Annotated in this window: 18 protein-coding genes; 7 read left to right on the plus strand and 11 right to left on the minus strand. The window is 38.2% G+C overall.

Annotation, left to right across the window (positions count from 1 at the left end; translation table 11 throughout):
* The first annotated feature begins 24 nt into the window (after window positions 1-24).
* The 3 genes from tilS (at window position 25) to B5D82_RS16385 (ending at window position 3,522) form a co-directional block, all read left to right on the plus strand.
* On the plus strand, window positions 25-1,401 hold the full coding sequence (gene tilS / locus B5D82_RS16375) for a tRNA lysidine(34) synthetase TilS (RefSeq protein WP_081153035.1): 1,377 nt from the start codon (window positions 25-27) through the stop codon (window positions 1,399-1,401).
* A 107-nt stretch (window positions 1,402-1,508) separates the two neighbouring features.
* Complete coding sequence (gene sstT, locus B5D82_RS16380; protein ID WP_081153037.1) at window positions 1,509-2,732, plus strand: serine/threonine transporter SstT; 1,224 nt, start codon at window positions 1,509-1,511, stop codon at window positions 2,730-2,732.
* 220 nt (window positions 2,733-2,952) lie between these two features.
* The gene (locus B5D82_RS16385) at window positions 2,953-3,522 is read left to right on the plus strand and encodes a PhnA domain-containing protein (protein WP_081153038.1); all 570 of its coding nucleotides are present in this window, start codon (window positions 2,953-2,955) and stop codon (window positions 3,520-3,522) included.
* A gap of 156 nt (window positions 3,523-3,678) precedes the next feature.
* Here the strand turns inward: B5D82_RS16385 and B5D82_RS16390 are convergent, their stop codons facing one another.
* The gene (locus B5D82_RS16390) at window positions 3,679-4,143 is read right to left on the minus strand and encodes a methyltransferase family protein (RefSeq protein WP_157673922.1); all 465 of its coding nucleotides are present in this window, start codon (window positions 4,141-4,143) and stop codon (window positions 3,679-3,681) included.
* 191 nt (window positions 4,144-4,334) lie between these two features.
* Window positions 4,335-6,194, minus strand: a complete 1,860-nt coding sequence (locus tag B5D82_RS16395; protein WP_081153042.1) for a DUF885 domain-containing protein — start codon at window positions 6,192-6,194, stop codon at window positions 4,335-4,337.
* A 173-nt stretch (window positions 6,195-6,367) separates the two neighbouring features.
* Here B5D82_RS16395 and B5D82_RS16400 point away from each other — a divergent pair, with 173 nt between their 5' ends.
* Window positions 6,368-6,880, plus strand: a complete 513-nt coding sequence (locus B5D82_RS16400) for a GNAT family N-acetyltransferase (RefSeq protein WP_245807495.1) — start codon at window positions 6,368-6,370, stop codon at window positions 6,878-6,880.
* A 116-nt stretch (window positions 6,881-6,996) separates the two neighbouring features.
* Here the strand turns inward: B5D82_RS16400 and B5D82_RS16405 are convergent, their stop codons facing one another.
* The 5 genes from B5D82_RS16405 to B5D82_RS16425 form a co-directional block, all read right to left on the minus strand.
* Window positions 6,997-8,337 (minus strand): M20/M25/M40 family metallo-hydrolase, encoded by a 1,341-nt coding sequence (locus tag B5D82_RS16405; protein WP_081154566.1) that lies wholly within the window; start codon window positions 8,335-8,337, stop codon window positions 6,997-6,999.
* Window positions 8,338-8,466: 129 nt separating this feature from the next.
* A complete protein-coding gene (locus B5D82_RS16410) occupies window positions 8,467-9,000 on the minus strand; it encodes a YaeQ family protein (protein ID WP_081153045.1) in 534 nt (177 codons plus the stop codon).
* 436 nt (window positions 9,001-9,436) lie between these two features.
* A complete protein-coding gene (locus B5D82_RS16415) occupies window positions 9,437-10,174 on the minus strand; it encodes an SDR family NAD(P)-dependent oxidoreductase (protein ID WP_157673923.1) in 738 nt (245 codons plus the stop codon).
* Between the two features lie 27 nt (window positions 10,175-10,201).
* A complete protein-coding gene (locus B5D82_RS16420; RefSeq protein WP_081153048.1) occupies window positions 10,202-11,620 on the minus strand; it encodes an aldehyde dehydrogenase family protein in 1,419 nt (472 codons plus the stop codon).
* 47 nt (window positions 11,621-11,667) lie between these two features.
* Window positions 11,668-12,462: a gamma-glutamyl-gamma-aminobutyrate hydrolase family protein gene (locus B5D82_RS16425; protein ID WP_216629000.1), complete on the minus strand. Its 795-nt coding sequence runs from the start codon at window positions 12,460-12,462 to the stop codon at window positions 11,668-11,670.
* A 149-nt stretch (window positions 12,463-12,611) separates the two neighbouring features.
* Here B5D82_RS16425 and B5D82_RS16430 point away from each other — a divergent pair, with 149 nt between their 5' ends.
* Both B5D82_RS16430 and B5D82_RS16435 read left to right on the plus strand, forming a co-directional pair.
* Window positions 12,612-13,976: an aminotransferase gene (locus B5D82_RS16430; RefSeq protein ID WP_081153050.1), complete on the plus strand. Its 1,365-nt coding sequence runs from the start codon at window positions 12,612-12,614 to the stop codon at window positions 13,974-13,976.
* 139 nt (window positions 13,977-14,115) lie between these two features.
* Window positions 14,116-14,985 carry a response regulator transcription factor gene (locus tag B5D82_RS16435; protein WP_081153052.1) on the plus strand — a complete coding sequence of 290 codons (870 nt, stop codon included), beginning with the start codon at window positions 14,116-14,118 and terminating at the stop codon, window positions 14,983-14,985.
* A 34-nt stretch (window positions 14,986-15,019) separates the two neighbouring features.
* Here the strand turns inward: B5D82_RS16435 and B5D82_RS16440 are convergent, their stop codons facing one another.
* Together B5D82_RS16440 and B5D82_RS16445 are read right to left on the minus strand one after the other, a co-directional pair.
* On the minus strand, window positions 15,020-16,366 hold the full coding sequence (locus B5D82_RS16440; RefSeq protein ID WP_081153053.1) for a glutamine synthetase family protein: 1,347 nt from the start codon (window positions 16,364-16,366) through the stop codon (window positions 15,020-15,022).
* Between the two features lie 91 nt (window positions 16,367-16,457).
* Window positions 16,458-18,746, minus strand: a complete 2,289-nt coding sequence (locus B5D82_RS16445; RefSeq protein ID WP_081153055.1) for a TonB-dependent receptor — start codon at window positions 18,744-18,746, stop codon at window positions 16,458-16,460.
* A 381-nt stretch (window positions 18,747-19,127) separates the two neighbouring features.
* On the opposite strand from B5D82_RS16445, the gene B5D82_RS16450 reads away from it, so the two are divergent.
* A complete protein-coding gene (locus B5D82_RS16450; RefSeq protein ID WP_081153056.1) occupies window positions 19,128-20,513 on the plus strand; it encodes an APC family permease in 1,386 nt (461 codons plus the stop codon).
* Between the two features lie 237 nt (window positions 20,514-20,750).
* Here B5D82_RS16450 and lhgO read toward each other — a convergent pair whose 3' ends face one another.
* Window positions 20,751-21,983, minus strand: a complete 1,233-nt coding sequence (gene lhgO, locus B5D82_RS16455) for an L-2-hydroxyglutarate oxidase (RefSeq protein ID WP_081153058.1) — start codon at window positions 21,981-21,983, stop codon at window positions 20,751-20,753.
* A 16-nt stretch (window positions 21,984-21,999) separates the two neighbouring features.
* Entirely contained in the window at window positions 22,000-22,962 is a 963-nt protein-coding gene (glaH, locus tag B5D82_RS16460; RefSeq protein ID WP_081153059.1) for a glutarate dioxygenase GlaH, read from the minus strand.
* Window positions 22,963-22,985 lie beyond the last annotated feature (23 nt).

Consider the following 22,985-nt stretch of genomic DNA (forward strand, 5'->3'; position numbering starts at 1 on the left):
TTTTACCTACTATTTATTAAATCTGTGAATATAATTGAATCAGCGCTGGTGCAGTTTTTTAAAAGCACACCAGACAAACCTATTATTATTGCTTATAGCGGCGGTGTAGATTCACAAGTGCTATTGGTGGCATTGGCGAAATTAAAACAACAGGGACAACTTCCTAACCCTGTTGTTGTTTGTCATGTTAATCATGGTTTAAGCCCTCATGCCGACACTTGGCAAGTTTTTGCTCAACAACAATGTGATAGCTTTGATCTACCTTTGCTCACCCAGAAACTTCATTTAAAGAAACAAGCGCAACAAAGCTTAGAAGCAATGGCACGTGATGCACGTTATCAAGTGCTAATTAAAGCCAGTACGGAGCCGGCAATCATTGTTACTGGCCATCATCTTAATGACCAAGCTGAAACATTTCTATTAGCATTAAAGCGCGGAGCAGGGGTTAAAGGTTTATCAGCAATGCTGGTAAGTTCGGCATTAGCACAGCACACATTAGCTCGCCCGCTGTTAGCCGTTTCACGTGACGATATAGTTGACTACGCAAATCAACAAAAGCTAAGCTGGATTGAAGATGAGTCTAATACTGATGAGCACTATGATCGAAACTTTTTACGTCATCAGATTTTACCTACACTAAATGAACGTTGGCCAAGTATCAATAAGACCATTGCGCGCAGTGCAGAGCATTGCTTTGAAGCGCAACAATTACTTGATGAGTTAGCCCAAGACGATTTAGCTGAATGTCAGCTTTCAACTTTTAAGCTTTCGGTTCCTCATTTATATAAGCTGAGCGAATCACGCCTTAAAAATCTTATACGCTATTTTTTATCTGGTCATAATTTTTTAATGCCCACTCGTCAGCAGTTAGCACAAATATGCCAACAACTTAATGCTGATGCAGATAAGTCGCCTGTTATTCAACTCGCTAATTGTTGTTTTAGACGTTTTAGGGATGGCTTGTATTTAACCCCTATTTATCAGGATATTACGTTATGGCAACAAAGCGTAGATTTGAGTTGCGTACCTGATAAAAGCCGGTTAAATGTTCAGCTTCCAGAACAGTTGGGCGTATTAAGTTTTTCAATAAATTCAGAGCAAGTTACAACAAAAAGTCATTGGCAAACGGCAATAAAACAGCCTGCAACTAACCAATTGGTCAGCGTTAGATTTTCTCACGATAATCCTACATGTTTACCGCAATACCGGCAGCGTTCACGCGCTTTAAAAAAGGTTTTACAAGAGCTATCTATTCCACCTTGGCAGCGAAAAAGGTTACCGTTTATATATTATGATAATGAATTAGTTGCCGTTGTAGGTCACTTTGTTTGTCAAGCTTTCTTAGCCGATAGACCTGATTTGGCGTTGATTGTTTCCTGGGACAGTGAACCGTCTTTTTAAAGTAACCATACAACGAATATACTAGACAGTAACCACATTTAAGTGGTAAAAATCTTGCACGACACGTTAGCGTGATCATCAGTACAACAACTCAAATAAGAAAAATTATGACAACAGAAAATTATTCACTTTTTAGTAAGCTAAAATCTATTAACATCGTAAATCAAATCATCATTGCAATTGTTTTGGGGATTTTTATAGCACTTATCTCCCCTGATATAGCAATGTCATTCTCCATATTGGGCAGCTTATTTGTCAATGCATTGAAAGCGGTAGCCCCTATTTTGGTCTTAGTTTTAGTTGCCTCGTCTATTGCGAACCAAAAGCCGAATAGCGAAGCCAACTTAAAGCCTATTGTAGGGCTGTATTTAATTGGTACCATAAGTGCTGCATTAGTCGCAGTTGCGTTAAGTTTTATGTTCCCTGTGCAATTAACCCTAGATATTGTTGGCGCTAGTGCTAACCCCCCGCAAGGCTTGGGAGAAGTATTAACAACGTTGGCATTCAAAATTGTTGATAACCCTTTTAACGCCGTTATTACCGGAAACTTTATTGGTATTTTAGCTTGGGGCTTAGGTTTAGGTTTTGCGTTGAAAAAGGGTAGTGAGTCAACAAAAGTCATGGTTCATGATTTTGCCGAAGCTATTTCCAGCGTGGTCAAATTAGTTATTCGTTTCGCGCCATTAGGTATTATGGGCTTAGTTGCGAATACGGTAGCGACAACCGGCTTTGAGACCTTAGGTGAGTTTAGTCATTTAGTGTTAGTATTATTAGGCTCAATGCTTATTATTGCCCTGATAATTAATCCGTTAATCGTGTATTTCATTATGCGGAAAAATCCGTATCCATTAGTATTAACCTGTTTAAAAGAGTCGGGAATTACCGCTTTCTTTACCCGTAGTTCAGCCGCAAATATTCCAGTAAATATGGAACTCTGTGAAAAGCTTGATTTACATGAAGATACTTATTCGGTTTCTATCCCTTTAGGTGCCACCATCAATATGGCTGGCGCTGCTATTACTATTACTGTTTTAACACTTGCAGCGGCTAACACTTTAAATATTGAAGTTGATTTTGCTACCGCTATTTTACTGAGTGTTATTGCAGCCGTGTCAGCCTGTGGGGCTTCAGGTGTAGCTGGTGGTTCATTATTACTTATTCCATTAGCTTGTGGCTTGTTTGGTATTAATACTGACATTGCCATGCAAGTAGTCGCAATAGGATTTATTATTGGTGTAATTCAAGACTCAGCAGAAACGGCATTAAATAGCTCGACTGATGTTGTTTTTACTGCCGCGGCGTCACACCATATCACTAAAAACCTAGATTAAATCCTACTTAGAAGCTTTGCTACTTTTTCGTTTTAAAGTAGCAAAGCTAGAGTATCCCTTTAAAAAATGTTAAAAATTTCTTTAAACCCCTTCACTAGATAAATAGCCATAGGCATTAATTCCCCCCGCGTTCATAATCTGCACTTTTTAAATCGGTAAATTAGAAGCAGTTAATTAATCAACTTGGTATAATAGCGCAAAAATTTAGGGAGAACCTTTTATGCCAACAGAAAATGCTTTGAAAGCACGCAGTAATAATAGCTGTGAATTATGTACTTCACCTGCCAATTTATCGGTATTTCCTGTCCCACCCACAAGTGACTTAAGTGCTCAACAAAGTATTTATTTGTGTGATACATGTTTAGGGCAGGTTGAAGGCAATGCAGAGCTTGATATTAATCATATGCGCTGTTTAACTGACGCTATGTGGAACCAAGAGCCAGCTGTACAAGTCATGGCTTATCGTATGTTGCATAAATTGTCAGCTGAAAGCTGGGCGCAAGATGCCTTAGATATGATTTATTTAGAAGATGCTGTTAAAACTTGGGCTGAGCAGGGAATAGCAGCCGCAGAGCGAGAAGGGCCAACTCGCGATAGCAATGGCGCTGATTTACAAGATGGCGATAATGTCACCTTGATTAAAGATCTAAAAGTTAAAGGCGCTAACTTTACGGCTAAGCAAGGGACAATGGTCCGCGGAATCAGCTTAACGGATAACCCAGAGCATATTGAAGGTAAAGTGAATGGCACGCGTATCGTGCTAGTTGCAAGCTATTTAAAGAAAGCGTAAGCCATTAATAATGAAAGAATTTGAGGGCTAGTCTTTAAAAATCTAGATAACTCAAATCTTAAAAAAGCACTATCAGCGCTATCGTTGACTAGTGCTTTTTTTGTTTATGGCTTTTGTTTATGGCATATCAATCATCAATAAAGCACCAACTATGGGTTATAGCCAGCGTCGAACACTGTTTTTATAGTGAGCGTAATCTTGGCCAAAAAGTTTGGTTAGCATACGCTCTTCTGGTGTAATTTGATATTTGCCTATATACCAAATAAAAAGTCCACAAATAAGAAAAGTTAAAAGATTTTCAAGATAACAAGCATAAGCCAGTAATGCTAAAAGCATCGCCAAATACATTGGGTTTCTAGAATAGTGATATATCCCGCTATCAACCACCTGAGATGAGGTCTCGGGTTTACTCGGGTTGACCGTTGTTTGATGTTTTCGAAAGCTATAAATGGCAAGAAAGCCGATTAATATCGCAATAATCACTAATAGCGTTACCAATATTGAGTTGATTTTTGGGTTAATAATATCGCTGTAGTTTAACGTCGGTAAAAAGCGTTGTATTAGTGTCATTAATATCATGGCAATGACTACTTGCACAATAGGGATAACTTTTAGCTCCATTCTCATTCCTTGTCGGGTTTTAAAGCCTTGGCTGACTATAATGCTCCGATGAAGCTTTATTTGAAAGCAGATAAAATAAAAAACGCCAAAGGCGTATGCATTTGACGTTTGTAACGTCTTTTATATTTTACACAATATCACGTTAGCTGATGATAAAACAAACTAATAATAGTACTTACTGTTGGATAGTTTTAGCTATTATCCGCGATATAGTCATTCACCATATCTTCAAGTACATTCAGTGGTACTGCACCATTTGTTAACACAACATCATGGAACTCGCGAATATCAAACTTGTCGCCTAATTGTTGTTTTGCTTTTGCTCGCAGCTCGACAATTTTCAACATACCAATTTTATATGCAGTCGCTTGTGATGGCATAACAACATGGCGTTCGACCATTTTTATCGCATCTGATTCGGCATTCGGTGTGTTGTTAACGTAATATTCGATACCTTGGACACGGTCCCATTTCTTATTGTGAATACCAGTATCAACCACTAAGCGACAAGCTCGCCATAATTCCATCGCTAAACGACCAAAGTCAGAATAAGGGTCTTGATAAAAGCCAATCTCTTTCGGGATCATTTCTGAATATAAGCCCCAGCCTTCACTGTAAGCGGTGTAACCGCCAAATTTTCTGAACTTTGGAATACCTTCTAGCTCTTGTTTCAGTGCTATTTGCATATGATGTCCAGGAATGCCTTCATGGTAGGCTAAAGCTTCCATTTGGTAGGTAGGCATGGCTTCCATGTCATATAGATTTGCGTAGTAAATACCTGAACGTGAGCCATCAGGTGCCGGTTGTTGGTAAAATGCTTTACCCGCAGACTTCTCTCTAAAGGCTTCTACTTTTTTAACTTTTAAATCTGCTTTAGGCTTGGTAATAAATAGCTGATCTAATTCACCTTTCATGGTGTTAATTAATGCTGTTGCTTCATTTAAATAACGCTGACGTCCGGCTTCATCTCCTGCATAATAAAACTGTGGGTCGTGACGCATAAATTGGAAAAACTCATTCAACGAGCCTTTAAAACCGACCTTTTTCATTATTACGCGCATTTCATCATGTATACGAGCGACTTCATCTAAGCCAATTTTATGAATTTCATCAGCGGTTAAATTAGTGGTGGTCGTACGAGTTAAAGCATTGTTATAAAATTCATCACCGTCTGGAAACTTCCACGCACCGTCAGTGGTGTCGGCTTGTTTTTCAAGCTCAGTTAAGTAACTGACTAATTGCTGATAACCCGCTTTAAATTCATTGGTTAAAGCCATTGATAATTCGGCGGTTAACGATTCTTTTTCTGTTTCAGAAATATCTAATAGTGCTATCTTTTTTGTAAAATCTGCATACAAAGTGCTTTCTGCACCGTTATCAAAAGGCGCACCAATCGTTAAGTTTTTAGAATCTCGGATCACATGACCAAAAACAAATTTTGGCGCAATAATGCCTTTATCTGCTCTAATTTTAAGTTGCTCTACTAACTGCTCAAGCAAGACTTTTGAGTTTTTTACGCGGGCAATATAGTCATGAGCTTGCTTGGTATCTTTAATGCTATGTTGGTTGATCAATAACGCCGGTATTTGGGAATGTACACCAAACATTTGGTTAACCGGATAGTTATGGTGGCGCCAAGGGTAGTCAGCAATTTGTTGTTCTAGCTTTTGTGATAGTAGCTCGTAACTTAACTTTGTTTGTTTATCAAGATTGTTTACGTTAATAACTTGTATACGTTGTAGTGCTTGTTTTGCAAAAGCCAACTCCTTCGCACTGTTTTCCTCTGAAAGGTTTTGCCACTTATCATAGTCAGTTTTAATGCCAAGATAGGTTTGTCTGACAGGGTTACGATTAACACCTTCCATAAAAATAGTATCAAATAGCTCATTTGCTGCTTGAGAAGCGTTAACGGTGAGATCAGTTTTGGCTAATTCTGATGGCATGGCAAGTGCATTATTGCCTTTACCTATTTGTGTCGTCGTCTCATTACTGCAGGCAACAGATAATACCGCTGAAATTGTGATAACAATGAGTGATTTATTGAAGGTCATGTTGATTTCCTATTTTAATTTATACGCTATATTGCCGTTATCTTACCTTGGCGATCAAGCATGCAGCGCTCAATGGAGTCTTTTTTGCGGTAGCTTTCCAGAACTGTTGTTTATTTCAAGTGATCTATTTAGGGTTTACCTCATAAATCAACTTGCTATAGTAGTAGTATTAATTGATAAATTATTCGCGCTCAATGTCATCAATAAAGCAAGTATCAGAAAGTAACAGTGCTAGCCAAAAGCGTGCCGCGATTATTAGTTTTCGGCGGGCAATACCAAACGATAGAGCATTTCTTTTAACGTTACGAAAAACATCGATGGACGCGAATCTAAAAGCTGCTGGAATTTATCTCAATGATCATTCGCATATGCAGCGCATTGATGAATTCTTTTCTGATTCGCACATTATTTTATACCAAAATAATACCATTGGATTATTAAAGTTAGGTTTATTTTCCGATAAAATTCACCTACGTCAATTTCAGTTATTACCGGCATATCAAGGTTTAGGTATTGGCAGTCGAATACTTGGGTTAGTGAAGCGGAAAGCTCAAGAGAAACAGCTCAATATAACCTTAAATGTGCTGCTAAATAATCCGGCTAAAGCATTATATTTACGCCACGACTTTGTTGTTATTGATAGCAACGAACTGGAATTTCAAATGCGCTGGCAGTGGCTGAAATAATTATTGAATACAGAACTGATTAACAAAAACAGAGCGCAGGATTAAGCATGCGTTATTTTTATTTGGCAGAAATTTAAGTTACTGTAAAAATCATAACAGCCTTGAAGCTGAATACTTTAGTAAATTTTACCCTTGACACGTACTTGTGTTTTATCGATACGCGTGGGTGTTGCTGAGCCATCTACGAGCGCTTGTGTCGCTGTGGCTAAGGTTTCAATTACCTGATGCATTGAAGATAAATCTAAACTGCTAATATCATCAGTTACTTTATGGTAATGCTGGTCTTTATCAAGTTGAGTGCTACTAAAACTGTGTGCTGGAACGCCTAATCGGGCTAAAGTTGCATTGTCTGATCGATAAAAAAGCCCTTGTTCTGGGTAAGGGTCTTGATAAATTTTTCTGTTAAGCACAACAAGCTTATCATTCAAAAGGGTCCCTAAATTAGAGCGTTCCATACCGGTCATCCAAAGGGTGCCAGCACCAAACTTTGATGGTTTACCTATCATTTCAATATTAATCATGGCGACTACATTGTCGGGATTGAGTTGCTGTGAAAAATACTTAGAGCCAAAACCGCCGATTTCTTCTGCAGTAAATGCGCTAAACATTAACGTGCGTTTGTTATTGCCTTTTTCTGCGTAATATTGCGCTAAATTTAATACTGCAGTTGTGCCAGAGGCATCATCATCAGCACCATTATAAATTTGCTTACCATCTTCTGTTATTCCTAAATGATCATAGTGTGATGAGTATAAAACAATTTCTTTTGCGCTTTGTCTACCAGGTAATATACCAACAACATTAGTTAGAGACTGTTGAGTGATTGTTACACTGGCATTGATCGCATAGTTTTCGACTTTATCTTCGTCACTTAACACCAAAACAAGTGCACCAGGATGTTCAAGTGACAGCTTAGTTAAACCACGAGTAAAGTAATTTTGATAAGCTTTAAATATTTTAGCGTGCGTATTATGGATAACAACAAGATGTTGACCACCTTGTTGATTTAGCTCACTTAAGGTTTTTCTCATATCATCATCTTTACCAACAATATGCACCTGAGCATTGCTGTTTTGCCAATCTATATTTTCTATCGTCGTCGCAATAGCAATATCTTCACGGCTGATTTTTTTATGATTTAGTACAACATTCTGCGTTTGAGGTTGAATTTTATGAACCGTAAAAGGTTGCAGGAAGCTTTTATTTTTAAGGGGTTTGAGTCCAATGTCTTTAAAACGCTGGGCAATGTAATTTGCCGCTTGGTCAATTTCAGGACTAAAGCTTGCGCGACCCTTTAAGTCGTCAGACGCTAAATAGGTAATATCTTTGATGACTTGCTTTGAAGATATTATTTCCGCAACACTACAAAACGAGCTGGTAATAACGATCGCCGCTAATATAGTTTTGATTTTTAAGTTAAGATTTGTTTTTGCATTAGGGGTAAATGTTATTTTCATAGTTTTAGGCATTGCTCAGCATAAGTTGTATCTAGACGTTTACTGTCGAAGAACTATTAAAATATATCAATAGTTTAAGGCTATGGGTTATTGAGTAGAGATGCACTCATAAACATAACCAGCTTAAATTTACTTTAACTTCTCAAGTTCAATCAATAATGACTCTTCACCACTTGTCAGCCAAACTTGCCCGTCTTGGATACTCACTTGAAATTCCATTGAACGGTCTGCTAGCAACTCTAAAGCTTGTGAAGTTTCTTCACTAAAACGCTCAATTGACAGTTTATTAAATTGATTTAGTTTACTTTTAGATTGCTGCCACCAAGTATCTACACTTGTGCCAAAGCAATATAATTTTACCTCTTGCGCGCGATTACAGGCTTTTTTTAAGCGCTTTTCATCAAGCTGGCCAAGTTCAATCCAGAGCTCTATCACGTCACTATAATTTACTCGCCAAATGGCAGCTTCATCTTCGTCACTTACCCCCTTACCAAATTGCAAGTTTTCACTGGCGTTTAGCACATAAGCAATGAGTCTTATCATCATACGACGATCATTCTCAGAAGGGTGCTGCGCTATGGTTAATTGAATAGTGTCATAATAGTTACGGTCCATATCAGATAAATGGATTGTCGCTTTATTAATGGTTGATTTTAAGGCCATGAAGTTCTGAGTAATATTTTGAGTAATTAATTCAGTATATTAACGTGTATTAAGCGCTCGTGATAGCAACTTATAAGAAATTAAAAGCACAATAGCTGTTTGCTAAGGACAATATGAGCTTATTGGTTAAGCTTTATGGATAAAGTTTATTAAACTTAGTGAGCTGATTATGAACAGCAATATATAGACGTTTTATTTTTGGCAGACTATTAAAGGTTTGTCCAGAAACGTATCTACTTTGTGAACTTACTGAGCTTTGTTATATTCGTTCATTAAATGTTATGCGCAGAGATAACAGTAAGTTATAAAATTTATTGATTTTTAAATCAGTAGAAGCGGGCAGATAATTAGTGAAATGGTATGACGCCTTTGTAAGTTTAGTTTACTTACATAGGCGTTAATAATACTGGGACGAACTAGTAACAACAGAACAACGTTAAGCGGTATTACCACCGTCGATAGAAATGGCGGTACCCGTAATTTGTGCGGCACAGTCTGAAGCAAGATATAAGCATAAAGCGGCAACCTCGTCAGGCTGCGTGATGCGGCCGGTTAAACTATCAGCATTGTTATCGATCATCGCTGCTTTATAGTCAATGCCCCGTTGCTCTGACTCTATTTTTAGCATGGGCGTATCAACATCACCAGGACAAATGGCATTAATGCGAATTTTATCTTTAGCATGATCTATCGCCATGGCTTTAGTTAGAAGCACTAAACCACCTTTACTAGCGCAATAAGCGGCAGCCAGTGCTCCACCTTTTAAGCCCCAGTCAGACGCTATATTAAGAATGGTTCCACCGGCTTCTTTCATATGAGGGATTGCCGCTCTGGATAAATAAAATGGCGCATTTAAATTAACCGCCATCGTCTCTATCCATTGGGTATCAGTCGTATCAAGTGCAGTAGCACGATGAATAACACCGGCACAATTTATTAACACATCTAATCGGCCGAAATTTGCAATCGTAAAGTTAACAAGCGTTTCACCAGCTGTGCTTTGTGTTAAATCACCGGCCCAAATAATTGTGTTAGCTAAGGTACTTGCTAAGGCATTAAGACGCGCTTCATTTCGGCCAGCAAGAACAACATTATAACCTTGCTGATGAAATTTTAGCGCAGCCGCGACTCCAATACCTGAACTTGCGCCAGTAATAACAACCACTTTAGTCATAATATTATCCATGCTATTAAAATGAAGTTAGCTACTGATAGATTTAATTTCCAAGAAATCATCAAAACCAAACTCTCCCCATTCACGGCCATTACCTGACTGCTTAAAACCACCAAACGGAGAAGTGTAAGTATGTGAACCACCGTTGATACAGATCATGCCGGCGCGTATTTTCCTAGCCACTTGTTGTGCTCGCTCAGGATTTCCTGATTGAATAAAGGCGGCTAAACCATAAGGCGTATCGTTAGCAATACGAATCGCTTCAGCTTCATCAGCATAAGAAATTATCACCAAAACTGGCCCGAAAATTTCCTCTTGTGCGATGTACATATCGTTAGTTACATCAGAGAAAATAGTAGGTTTAGTATAGTAACCTGTTTCAAAGCCTTCAGGCTTGCCCACACCACCAGCAAGTAATGTAGCACCTTCATCAATTCCAGCTTGGATCATAGCTTGCACTTTTTCAAAATGGCCTTCACTGACTAATGGACCAATATGATTGCCATGCTCAGCAGGGTTGCCCACTTTTACTTTAGCCACGGTTGCTTTTGCTACCGCGATAGCTTGTTGATATTTACTCGCCGGTACCAACATACGCGTTGGTGCGTTACACGATTGCCCCGTATTGCTCATACAATGCAAAACACCATTTTTTACTACTTTATCGATATCTGCATCATCCAAAATAATATTGGGTGACTTGCCACCAAGCTCTTGTGCAACACGTTTAACGGTATCAGCTGCAGATTTTGCAATTGCGATACCCGCACGAGTAGAACCAGTAAATGAAACCATGTCGATATCTTTATGCGCTGAAATAGCAGAGCCAACGCCCATGCCATCTCCATTTACCATGTTATATACACCTGCTGGATAACCGGCATCATGTATCATTTGGGCAAATAATTGCGCTGATAATGGTGCAATTTCACTTGGCTTGAGAATCATCGAACAACCAGTGGCCAGAGCAGGAGCTACCTTACAAGCGATTTGGTTTATTGGCCAATTCCACGGAGTAATAAAGCCACAAACACCAATGGGTTCTTTAACAATTTGGGCATTACCTAAAGTACGTGAAAATTCAAATTCTTTTAGCGCTGCTAATGTTGACTCAATGTGACCTTTACCACAGTCGGCTTGTGCGTTTGTTGCAAAGTCGATAGGTGCGCCCATTTCTAATGAAATAGCATGTGCCATTGCATCATAGTTATCCATGTACTGCTTTAACAAAGACTCTAATAGCGATATACGCTCTTCTACGCTGCTGTAACCAAAAGTAGAAAAGGCAGCTTTCGCTGCAGCTACGGCTAGGTCAACATCTTTGCTTGTACCTAAAGAAATAACGGCAATTTCTTGCTCTGTTGCTGGGTTAATCACAGCAAAATCTTTGTTAGCCAACGGATTGACCCATTGACCATTAATATAAAATTGACGACAGTCTTTCATGTAAATCTCCAAAAATTTATTTTTATGTGAATAAGTATGTGTGATTATCACATTGATTTATTATTTTTTTCTTTGAACCTTTGGTTTATCGCCTCGCCAAATGCGGAGAATAAACTGCTTGATAGCTTGTCTTGTTGATATTGCCATTCAGGGTGCCATTGCACGCCTACAACAAAATTACTATTGTCATTACCGCTGATGGCTTCAACTAAACCATCAGGGGCAGTAGCCTCAACCTTTAAACCATTACCCAGTGTTTTTATACCTTGTCCATGTAGTGAGTTCACTTTATGGGTTGTTGCACCTAATATATTAGCTAAGACACCATCAGGGGATAAAGTAACGTCATGTGCTGGTGCATATTGTTCATCGCGTGTGCCATTTTTATTTTCTCGATGTTCAATAAATTCTTCATGATGGAACAAGCACTGATGAAGTTCTCCTCCCATAGCAACATTTAGCTCTTGCATACCACGACATACTGCCAGCAAAGGAATACCTTTTTCAATGGCAAGTTTAATTAAAGGCAAGCTAGAACCATCTCTTTGTTTATCATGGCTTTCGGGGGTTTTTGATGTCTCCGTACCGTAATGATGAGGTTCTACGTTTGAGGGACTACCCGGAAAGAATACGCCGTCAAGTTGTTCGAAAAAGTCAGCATCAAAAAACACACTTAAAGATTCAAGGTCTTGGGCTTCAGGTTGCGCAGGAATTAGAATAGGAATTGCATTCGCCCCGTGAGCAATGGCATTAATATATTTTTCGCCTACGCCATGAAAACCATTAAGGCCATATTTTATTACATCACAGACTATACCAATCACTGGTTTTTTAAAGTTCACCTTAACTTTTCTCCTCATACAACTCTTTAGGGGTAATCCAATAGTGTGGATTTTATGTGAAACTATTAGACATGAAGAGAGCAAATGCGGCTATAACCCAATAGTGTAGCCAACATATTAGAGCATTTTATTATATAAAGAGAACAGCTATGAGTCATAACAATACATCATTAAATACGTTAGATAAAACACATTTTTTACATCCTTTTACTGACTTTAAAGAATATAAAGCAACAGATACTGCAATTTATACTAAAGCGGAACATATTTATATTTATGACGAAGCGGGTAAAGAGTTAATTGATGGTATGTCTGGACTCTGGTGTTGTAACTTAGGTTATAGTCAACCGAAAATTAACGAAGCTATTAGTAATCAATTAAATAGCTTACCATTTTATAATAGCTTCTTTCAGTGTACGACTGATGTAACGGTAAAAATGGCGAAAGCATTGGTTGATATTTCTCCTGCGCAATTTAATCATGTTTTTTTCACTAACTCAGGTTCTGAAGCAAACGATACCAACATACGTTTAGTGCACCGTTACTACGACTTACTCGGCAAGCCAAGCAAGAAAATATTCATTAGTCGTCATGGTGCTTATCACGGTTCGACTATTGCTGCCGGTTCGCTAGGTGGTTTTAGCGGCATGCATAAACAATATACAGGTCTGAGTTATGTAGAGCACATTGGTCAACCTAACTGGTTTACTGAAGGTGGCGATATGGATAAAGCTGAGTTCGGTATTAAAGTTGCTCAAGAATTAGCCGCAAAAATTGATGAACTAGGTGAAGAGAATGTTGCAGCGTTTATCGCTGAACCCATTCAAGGTGCTGGCGGTGTTATTGTGCCACCTGAAACGTACTGGCCAGAAATTTCTCGTATTTGTAAAGAGCGTGATATTTTATTAATTAGTGATGAGGTTATTTGTGGTTTTGGTCGCACCGGCGACTGGTTCGGCGCACAAACTTTTGGTTTTGAACCTGACCTAATGACCTTTGCAAAAGCGGTTACTAATGGTTATCAGCCACTAGGCGGAGTTTTGGTTAGCGATAAAGTCGCTGATGTATTATCGGCAGACGGCGGCGAGTTTACCCACGGTTTTACATATTCAGGTCATCCTGCGGCTTGTGCGGCGGGTATCGCCACCATCGATATTCTAAAAAATGATAAAGTGATTGAAAATGCTGCTGCAGATATTATGCCTTACTTCCAAGCACAACTTCGTACTTTAGAAAGTCACCCTATTGTAGGTGAAGTACGTGGTATGGGTATGGTTGCTGCGTTAGAAATTGCTAAAAACAATTCAGCAAAAGAGCGTTTAGCGCCTGATTGTGCTGGTGGTGCAATGGTGAAAACTCATGCGATTAATCATGGTTTGATGGTACGTTCAGTAGGCGACGCAATAGTTACTGCACCGCCTATGGTTTGTAATAGAGAAGAAATTGATCTGTTAATTGCCCGTTTGACTATTGCGTTAGATTACACGGCAAAACACTACGGCATAAAAACATAGACTTGTTAGTATAACTAACCAAAATCTAAATAAAGTCAAACTACACCAGTTTGACTTTTTCTTATGTAAAAAATCAATTAATTGTTTCTCATTAGTGAGTTACTGCAGATATATTCAATTACTCTATAGTATTATCATCATGACAATGTTATTTATAATAGGGTATCTAATTAAAAAAGTATTAAATGTTATGTCTTATATTGCAAAAATAGCTGATATTACGGCGGGATGGATTGATGATTTATCAGATCCCAATTTTTCGAATAAATTAGCGCTAGGATTAAAGCAACTTGTTGAAAGTAATGATGTAACAATAATCTTATTTCGGCATTCTGATTTACCGACATTAGAATATTTTGATGAACCGATGAAGGGCGGTAGTCATAATATAGACTTGTTTGTTAAAGGTGCATTTTTAATCGATCCTTTTTATTTAATGGCTACTCAAAAAAATAAACGCGGCTTTTTTCATTTTAAAGAAATAATGCCTTCCGGCTTTAAGCAAACAGAATATTACCGTACTTGGTACTGTAATTCTGGATTAAAAGATGAAGTTGGTTACCTTATTTCCTTACCAAATAACGATTTTATCAATATCTCTTTAGGGCGCACTGGCGGACTAAAGAGTTTTACAAAAAAAGAATTAACTTTGTTAGCAGATATCCTGCCTTTGATAGAAAAAGTTTGCCAATGTCATTGGCAACAAACCAATATTAATGATGATCCGACTAATATCAGAATGAGAATGCAACATGCCTTAGATCACTTTGGTGCTTCGATTTTAACGCAAAGAGAACAGCAAGTAGTGCACTTGATCCTCCATGGTCATACGACAAAAACAGTCGCAGAAGAATTAAATATTGTCGTAGAAACCGTAAAATTACATCGCAAGCATGCTTATGCTAAGCTTGATATTAATTCTCAGTCTGAATTGTTTTACTTATTTATTGACTCATTAATGAGTGAGGAAAAATATGTAGAAGGGGATCCGCTAACTAACTACATGTAATTAGTCAGCGGATAAAGCTAAAAATAACAATATTTTACAAGTAAGTTTCGTATTCAAGTGTTGTTATTTTAGTAGTAAACTCTTCCAACTCTTGCTCTTTAGTCGTCGTGAACACCCGCTGAAATTCTGCTCCAAAGTATTCTTCAATAAACTTTGACTGTTTAAAATGCTCAATAGATTCTAGCCATGTGCTAGGTAAGCTTGGTTTAATCTGAGTATAGGCGTTTCCTGTAATTGGCTCAGGAGCAGCGAGTTTATTTTCAATACCATATAACATACCCGCAATAATCGCTGTCGCTACTAAATATGGATTTGCGTCTGCGCCAGCCACTCTATGTTCAACACGCATGGCTTTATGGTCTCCGGCAGGCACTCTTATAGCTACCGTGCGGTTTTCATAACCCCAAGTTGGGGTCATAGGCACATGTGAACCTTCTTTAAAACGGCGGTATGAATTTAAATGTGGTGCAAAAATTAGCATACAATCTTCTAACGTTGCTAAACAACCGGCAATAGCATGTTGCAGTAATTCATTACCTTCATCTGTACCGTTGTCAAATGCGTTGTTACCGTCTTTATCGAGTAAACTACAATGCATATGCATGCCGTTGCCGGATAAGTCGGCAAATGGCTTAGCCATGAATGATGCTCGTAAATCTAATTGCTGTGCTACACCTTTAATTGCGCGTTGAAGCATTAAGGCCTGATCAGCAGCGACTAAGGCGTCAGGTTGATGATATAAATTAATTTCATATTGTGAAGGCGCCGCTTCAGTAATCAAAGTATCAATAGGTAAATTTTGCGCTTGAGCAGCGTCACGCACACCGTGCATAAACTCACTCATATCTTGCATACACTCTAAACCATAGGTTTGACCAGCATTAACACCTGAAGAGCTTAGTTGGCTATGAACGGGCTGACCTAGTTCATCATCCTGATTTTCAAATAGACTAAATTCCATTTCAAAAGCAGGCATTGCTGATAAACCGAGTTTGTCAAAGCGTGTCATAATATTTTTTAAAATATTGCGGACATCGTACGAACAAGGTGTGTTATCAAAGTTATTCAACGACATCAAAATTTGTGCGGTGGGTCTAGTTAACCAAGGCACAGTTGAAAGAGTACGTATGTCTGTAATACAAACACCGTCTTCGTCGCCGCTTTGGTAAACCCAACTACTAGGATCACGGCCCCAGATGTCAAAAGCAATGGCAGTTAACGGTAATTTAAGGCCACCTTTAATGACTTTTTTAATGTTTTTTCTTTCGATCCATTTACCTCTTAATTTACCGTTTATATCGGGAAGAATAACTTCGAAAATTTCAATAGTAGGGTGGTCTTTGAGAAATTCATTCAGAATTTCAGCATCACTTAAAGACATAATTATCTCTGTAAAATAAGGGTTAAAAGGAGTTTTTAACCTAGAAAAATAGCCCCTAACGCAAGCGCTAGGGGAAGTAAACGTAGGGAAATTAAAAGGTCATATCAAAGCTGACACCAACGGTGCGAGGTTTGGCTGGCCAAACAAAAGTATTCACTAAACCAAAACCATTTTTGTTATCGGCATCAGCATTTTCCCAACCACGTTCATAGTAGTCAGCATCGGTAACGTTATCGATGTATAAGCTTACTGACCAATCGTCATTGCTTTCAAACATGGCACGTAAACCAAGCTCATTCCAACTATCAACTTTAGCTGTTTCATAGTTACCTGGGCCACCATAGATTTCACTTTGGTAAACCCATTTAGCCATTAAGGTTACTATACCGCTGTCCATGTAATGGAAATAAGAAGTAACTAATGAGCCGCTTAACTCAGGCGCCATGGGTAATTTATTACCTAAAGTTCCGTCACCAGCTTCTATTTCTTTAGTTATTTCACTGTCCATCCAGGCACCAGCCACTCGTAAATCCCAATTATCAGTTGGTGTCCAATGCAGGTCAGCTTCTATACCGTGATTTTTTGCTTCACCAACGTTTTTAACAAGCTGTGAACCACTTTCAAAAATTATCATTTGTAAGTCTTGATAATCATAAGTGAAGTAAGCAAGGTTTAGTTGCATAGAATTGTCTAGCAACATCATTTTACTACCAATTTCATAACTGGTTGTTGTTTCAGGTTCAAAAGCAAGGGGTTCACTACCTGCCGCTAACGGCCCGCCGTATTCTTGTGAACCATCATTCATAATACCAAAGGTAGAATAACCACCTGATTTATAACCTTTAGCCGCATTGGCGTACACATTAATGTCGTCAGTTAATTCATATACAGCGGCAATTCGTGGAGTAAAATCTGACCAAGTATCTTTGGCTTGAACTGGACCGTCTGTGTACCATTCAAATACAAAGGTATTGCCTAATGCTCCACCAGAATCTAACACTTCAATGCTCATATCTTTAGTATCTTCGGTGTAGCGTCCACCTAAGGTTAAGTCGAGTTTTTCGGTGGCTTGCCAAGTAATATCACCGTAAATAGACCAACCTGTGTTCTTTAATATATCTATATTGGTTTCAGGTTTGTTAGTCAGTAAGTCTGAAGGGTTGATATCATCTTCCCAGTAGGTTTCCCAGTTTACGTCATCACAACCTGCAGCAGGACCATCAAAGTCTGTAGAATCGGTTAGAGAAACCGCTTTACATAATGCATCTTCATCGTAAGAGTTAATAAAAGTTGCATCAATATCTTCTTGATAAACACTAGCACCTATAAACCAATTGATTGTACCATCACCTTGATAGTTTAATCTTAATTCTTGGCTAGCATAATCAACAGTTTGATCTTGCCCGTAATTATTAATTAACTCGGGTTGTGCATCAAAATCTTCTAAATAAGCAAAGTCATAAGTTTTATAGCCTGTAATAGAAGTTAATAAGTATTCATCAGATAAGGTAAATTCGACGTTGGCTTGTAATGAAAGTATTTCACCTCGGTCATAACCTTTATCATTGCCGTAATCTATATTGACTTTATCTTCAGCTACAGCACTGATTTCAGTCCAGTACACGGAAGGGTCTTGTTCTCTATCTTCATAGGTTGCACGAAAAACAGCGTCTACATCATCACCTTCATAGCGAAGCGATAAACGAGTAGAGCTTATTTCACTAGCACCAAGATCACCGCCACCAGCAATATTTTCTAACCAAGCACCTTTAGAGATAAAATTTCCAGCTGCGCGAAAGTACCAATTTTCAGATAAAGGTATATTCACCATACCTGTTACTTCTTGAGTATCAAATTGGGCAACAGTTACCCCTATTTTCGCTTCAAAGTCAGAAATAGGTTTGTTGGTGGTAATATTAATACCACCAGCGATAGCGTTACGACCGAATAAAGTGCCCTGTGGACCTTTAACAACTTCAGCGCGTTCCATATCGTAAAATGACATTTGAACACCGCCATTACGACCTGACCATAAGCCATCAGTAAAAATAGCAACTGATGGGTCGCCACCGATACCAAAGTCATTGGTACCTATGCCACGAATTGAAAGCGCATCAATAAAGCTGTCTTCTGTTTTACCGTTAAAGCCGGGTGTTAAATCAACCAAACCGCGCACGTCTTCTATACGGAGTTGATCCATCATGTCACCATTAAAGGCTGATACTGCTACCGGTACATCTTGCACAGACTGCGTACGTTTTTGTACTTGAACTTCGATCACTTCTATTTCACTTGCTACTGCATTGTTTAAGCCTAAAGCCAGAACCAATGGCGATAGTTTAAATAAATGAGGAGCAATGAGCGCGGTTTTCAGATTCATAGTTAGGCCTATTATGTTTATATTTAAGTTTATATTTCACTGCGTCATAACTTCAAAAGCGTTAGACACTGTGTATGTAATTGTTATTATGTCGTTGTTTTAATTTTATTCAAAATTAGAATAAATAAATTACAGATAACCGAACATACCCCTATCGCGTTAGAGTTAGATAAAGGATGATAATTGAGCTATAAAACTAAGTTTTGTAAAAAATATTTACCTTCAAATATCCCCCTATAGGGGTAACTTAATCAAGGCTTTTTTATGTAAGACTGAATGACTAACAAAAATATAACTATAAATAGTTAAACGGCTATTTTTATTCAAACAACCTAAAGTCAGCCGACGATAGCTAATTAACTTCATAGAAGAGAAAGATTTATGACAAAAAAAATATTGGGGAAAAAAGATCTGGTGCTTTTTACCGTATCAGCCATTCTGCTTTTAGATACTTTAGCTTCAGCCGCCTCAGTTGGAGTATCTAGCATTTTTTGGTGGTTATTTCTTAGTGTAATATTCTTTATTCCTATTGCGCTCATCAGTGCTGAAATGTCATGTTCATACCCCGCACAAGGTGGTATATACGCATGGATTAAAACTGCTTATGGTAGTCGTTGGGCAGCCCGAGCATCCTGGAGTTACTGGATTAACACTGCGGTGTGGATCCCGGCTATTTCTATTTTATTTGCTGGCATATTTAAGCAAATGTTTTTTCCTGACTTAAGCCTTTATGGCCAAATAGGTATTGGACTTTTACTTACTTGGATTACGGTTATTGTCAATATTGTTAGCTTAGATGTTGGTAAACTGATACCTGATACCGGTGCTATTTTTAAAATAGTTATTTTTATTGTTATCATTGTTGGTGCCTTTAACTACGTCGATGAACATGGCATGGCTAATGAATTTACCATGGCAGCCCTTAAACCTGATTGGCAAGCCAGTTTTCAATATATTCCGGCAATTATTTACGGCATGTTAGGCTTTGAATTAGTCAGCGCTAGTAGCGAAGAAATGAAAGACCCTGCGCGAGATATGCCAAAAGCCGTACTTATTTCTGCTCTTATTATTATTGTACTTTATGTATTAGGTACAGTTGCAATGTTAGCCGCCATTCCTGCTCAAGACATTAATCTTGTTGAAGGGTTAATGGACACCTTATATCTTCTATTTGGTCAATCGCCGGCTGGAAAAACCTTTGCGATGGCACTGGGCGTTATGGCATTGTTTACCTTTTTCTCTAATGGTGTAACTTGGGCATTAGGGTGTAATCGTGCTGCTGCAGAAGCCGCTAAAACCGGTGAGCTTCCGGCTATTTTCGGCTTAATGAGTAAAAAATCTGGCACACCTTTAGGCGCTAGTATTATGATGGGATTAGTCAGTACAGGTACCATCGTGCTTTACGGTGTTCTAGCCGGTTCGAATGAAGATTTATTCTGGTCATTATTTGCTTTTAGCGCGGTTATCTTTATGTTGCCATATATCGGCATGCTACTTGCATTTGTGAAAGCCCGCGTAGAACATCCAAATCATTCTCGCCCATATAAAATACCTGGTGGATTATTCTTTGCACGTTTATCAGCTTATTCGTGTATATCAGTATTAAGCTTTGCCATTGTGTTATTTATCTATTCTCCTGAAGAAGGTATGCAATGGTCGGTATTTATAGGGGTTGTTGTAACGTTAATTATTGGCGAGTTGGCAATTAACTCAGCTGAAAAGACCAAGGCTGTAGCAAAAGGGAAGTTGGGATTGATTAACGATTAATAAAATTAGATAGTGATAGATTAGACCAACTTAATTGTAAGTTGGTCTTTTTTTTCATTCAATCATCAGATTAACTTCTTTCAAATAATATAAATATTAATTTTCAGTATGTATTCACATGAACGGGTAATGGCTATAAGGCATACACCTGGTACTTTTTCTACCATATTCACTAATTAATAAGTCATAAACAACTCGATAAATACATCGAAATTGAAGTATTTATCGATTTACAACTTAGACCATTGTTTGATCTACTTCATTAGATGCATTTACACAGAAGTGCTGATTTACTTTATCAACAATATAGCCACCAATCGGAATTGCTGAAGTCGCTGCAGGAGACGGAGCATTGCAGACATTAATTGTTCGTTTACTGTTAGCAAACAAAAAGTCATGTACTAAGCTACCATCTTTCATCACTGCTTGGGCACGAATACCGGCAGGATATGGGCTTAAATCTGATAATGCTATTGATGGACAATATTTTTGCACTAGCTTTAAATAGCCACGCTTAAAGAGTGAATTTTTGAACTCAGTGATTCCAGATCTTAGGTTTTGACTAAGTACTTTCCAAAAACCTGAAAACATGACCATTTCTTTAATATCACGAAGGTTTACATTGACTTTTCCGTAGCCCTCGCGTTTAAAACCCAGTACTGCATTCGGTCCAACCGTTACACTACCATCAATCATCCTTGTTAAATGCACACCTAAAAAAGGTAAATCCGGGTCTGGAATAGGGTATATCAGGTGATTAACAATGTTGTTTTTATTCGCGGGTAACTGAAAGTACTCACCACGAAATGGTACAATTTGAAAGTCCACAGGGATCTTTAACATTTTGACTACGCGATCGGCCATTAAGCCTGAGCAAGTAATTAAATATTGGCAAGAAAAGTCTCCTACCGTGGTACTGACGGTGACGTTATCAGCGGTTTCAGCGAGATTGGTGACTTGCGTGTTTAATTTATATTCTCCGCCCAAAGATTTAAAAACTTGCGCCATCTGAATGGTAATTAACTGGTAATCGACAATACCAGTAGATTTAACCAAAATAGCACCTAGCCCGGTGATATTTGGCTCACAAACTTTTAACTGCTGTTGGTTTAATAACTCTACCTCAAGATTATTTTCTTGGCAGCGTTTATAAAGCGCCTCCATGCGATTTACTTCTAATTCATTAGTGGCAACCAATAACTTTCCGCATTGATTAAAGGGAATATTATATTGCTGGCAAAAATTAATTGTCGCCTGCACACCTTCAAGACAAAACTTAGCCTTTAAACTCCCAGGTTCGTAATAAACGCCAGCATGAATTACTCCGCTATTATGACCAGTTTGATGTGTAGCAAATTCACTTTCTTTTTCTAGTAATAGTATTTTTTTATCGGGGTAGCGTTGCTGTAGTTGCCAAGCTGTTGATACACCAACAATACCACCACCAATGATGATGTAGTCATAGATCATAATAAATTCCTATTCGTTACGGCTTTAGTTTCGCATTTTCATAATATGCGCCACGCTGGCGTAATAATTCACGATAAAGCCCTTTATCAGCGACAAATTTATCACGACCATGAAGCCAAACATGGTTATTCATGACTAACATACTGCCAACAGGAACTCGTACATTGAAAGTGTTTTCCTCAGCTTCCAATGAGTTGCCCATTTCATATAAATACTGTCCTTGTCGCATATTTAAGGGTTCGGCAAATTGATCGATATAAAGCATTTTAGGTCTGCCATTTTGATCTTCTTCGAAAAACACCGGATGTTGCATTTTATAAGTAATATTTTTACTGGCTGGAGGTGCCCATTGAATATCTTCTTTTGCTAAAGGATGATTATAAAATTTTTCTAGATCTTGCCATTCATCTACATGCAATATTAAAGAGTCACCACCTTCCATATTCTCTTCAGCTATTTTTTGCATAATAACCCAGTCGGTGCGCTCTTTTACATAAGTGCCATCGTTGTGTAATTCCATACGACGGTGTGCTTGGCGAAGGTAACTGTCGCTATTATCTTCGTTTTTAACACTAAATCGCGCATAATATTTGCCATACATAGCATCTAAATTAGGCACACCAATTAAATGAGAAATTGCGGTAGATAATAAAATATTAAACTCAAGTTCATCATATTCAGCTGCGACAGGTTCGCACTGCAATAAAAATGCGCCGGTCGCTCTATTTTTGATGGTGTTGAGTAAAAGGTCGCCTAAGGTGTTATTAGTGAGTGAATTAAGAATACTGGCAACGTGAAAACGCAAAAAAGGTTTATATTCTATCGCTTGCACACCTATGGGTAATGCTTGTTCAATAAATTCTTTGACTGTTGCCGAGGTTAATTTTATTACTTGTAAACGTGGGTTTCCTGCATATGGAGCTACCGAAAAACCATAAGGGCTTGCTGCATTATCGATTTTGATTACTGATGTATTCATATTATTACTCTCACACTGTATTA

Origin of the sequence: Cognaticolwellia beringensis, from assembly GCF_002076895.1 — a bacterium.
GTDB lineage: Bacteria > Pseudomonadota > Gammaproteobacteria > Enterobacterales > Alteromonadaceae > Cognaticolwellia > Cognaticolwellia beringensis.

What these genes read in the sequence shown, in the direction of transcription:
- sstT (WP_081153037.1), top strand. Translation starts at nt 1,509, where the DNA reads ATGACAACAGAAAATTATTCACTTTTTAGTAAGCTAAAATCTATTAAC.
- B5D82_RS16385 (WP_081153038.1), top strand. Translation starts at nt 2,953, where the DNA reads ATGCCAACAGAAAATGCTTTGAAAGCACGCAGTAATAATAGCTGTGAA.
- B5D82_RS16390 (WP_157673922.1), bottom strand. Translation starts at nt 4,143, where the DNA reads ATGGAGCTAAAAGTTATCCCTATTGTGCAAGTAGTCATTGCCATGATA.
- B5D82_RS16395 (WP_081153042.1), bottom strand. Translation starts at nt 6,194, where the DNA reads ATGACCTTCAATAAATCACTCATTGTTATCACAATTTCAGCGGTATTA.
- B5D82_RS16405 (WP_081154566.1), bottom strand. Translation starts at nt 8,337, where the DNA reads ATGAAAATAACATTTACCCCTAATGCAAAAACAAATCTTAACTTAAAA.
- B5D82_RS16410 (WP_081153045.1), bottom strand. Translation starts at nt 9,000, where the DNA reads ATGGCCTTAAAATCAACCATTAATAAAGCGACAATCCATTTATCTGAT.
- B5D82_RS16415 (WP_157673923.1), bottom strand. Translation starts at nt 10,174, where the DNA reads ATGACTAAAGTGGTTGTTATTACTGGCGCAAGTTCAGGTATTGGAGTC.
- B5D82_RS16420 (WP_081153048.1), bottom strand. Translation starts at nt 11,620, where the DNA reads ATGAAAGACTGTCGTCAATTTTATATTAATGGTCAATGGGTCAATCCG.
- B5D82_RS16430 (WP_081153050.1), top strand. Translation starts at nt 12,612, where the DNA reads ATGAGTCATAACAATACATCATTAAATACGTTAGATAAAACACATTTT.
- B5D82_RS16435 (WP_081153052.1), top strand. Translation starts at nt 14,116, where the DNA reads ATGACAATGTTATTTATAATAGGGTATCTAATTAAAAAAGTATTAAAT.
- B5D82_RS16440 (WP_081153053.1), bottom strand. Translation starts at nt 16,366, where the DNA reads ATGTCTTTAAGTGATGCTGAAATTCTGAATGAATTTCTCAAAGACCAC.
- B5D82_RS16445 (WP_081153055.1), bottom strand. Translation starts at nt 18,746, where the DNA reads ATGAATCTGAAAACCGCGCTCATTGCTCCTCATTTATTTAAACTATCG.
- B5D82_RS16450 (WP_081153056.1), top strand. Translation starts at nt 19,128, where the DNA reads ATGACAAAAAAAATATTGGGGAAAAAAGATCTGGTGCTTTTTACCGTA.
- lhgO (WP_081153058.1), bottom strand. Translation starts at nt 21,983, where the DNA reads ATGATCTATGACTACATCATCATTGGTGGTGGTATTGTTGGTGTATCA.
- glaH (WP_081153059.1), bottom strand. Translation starts at nt 22,962, where the DNA reads ATGAATACATCAGTAATCAAAATCGATAATGCAGCAAGCCCTTATGGT.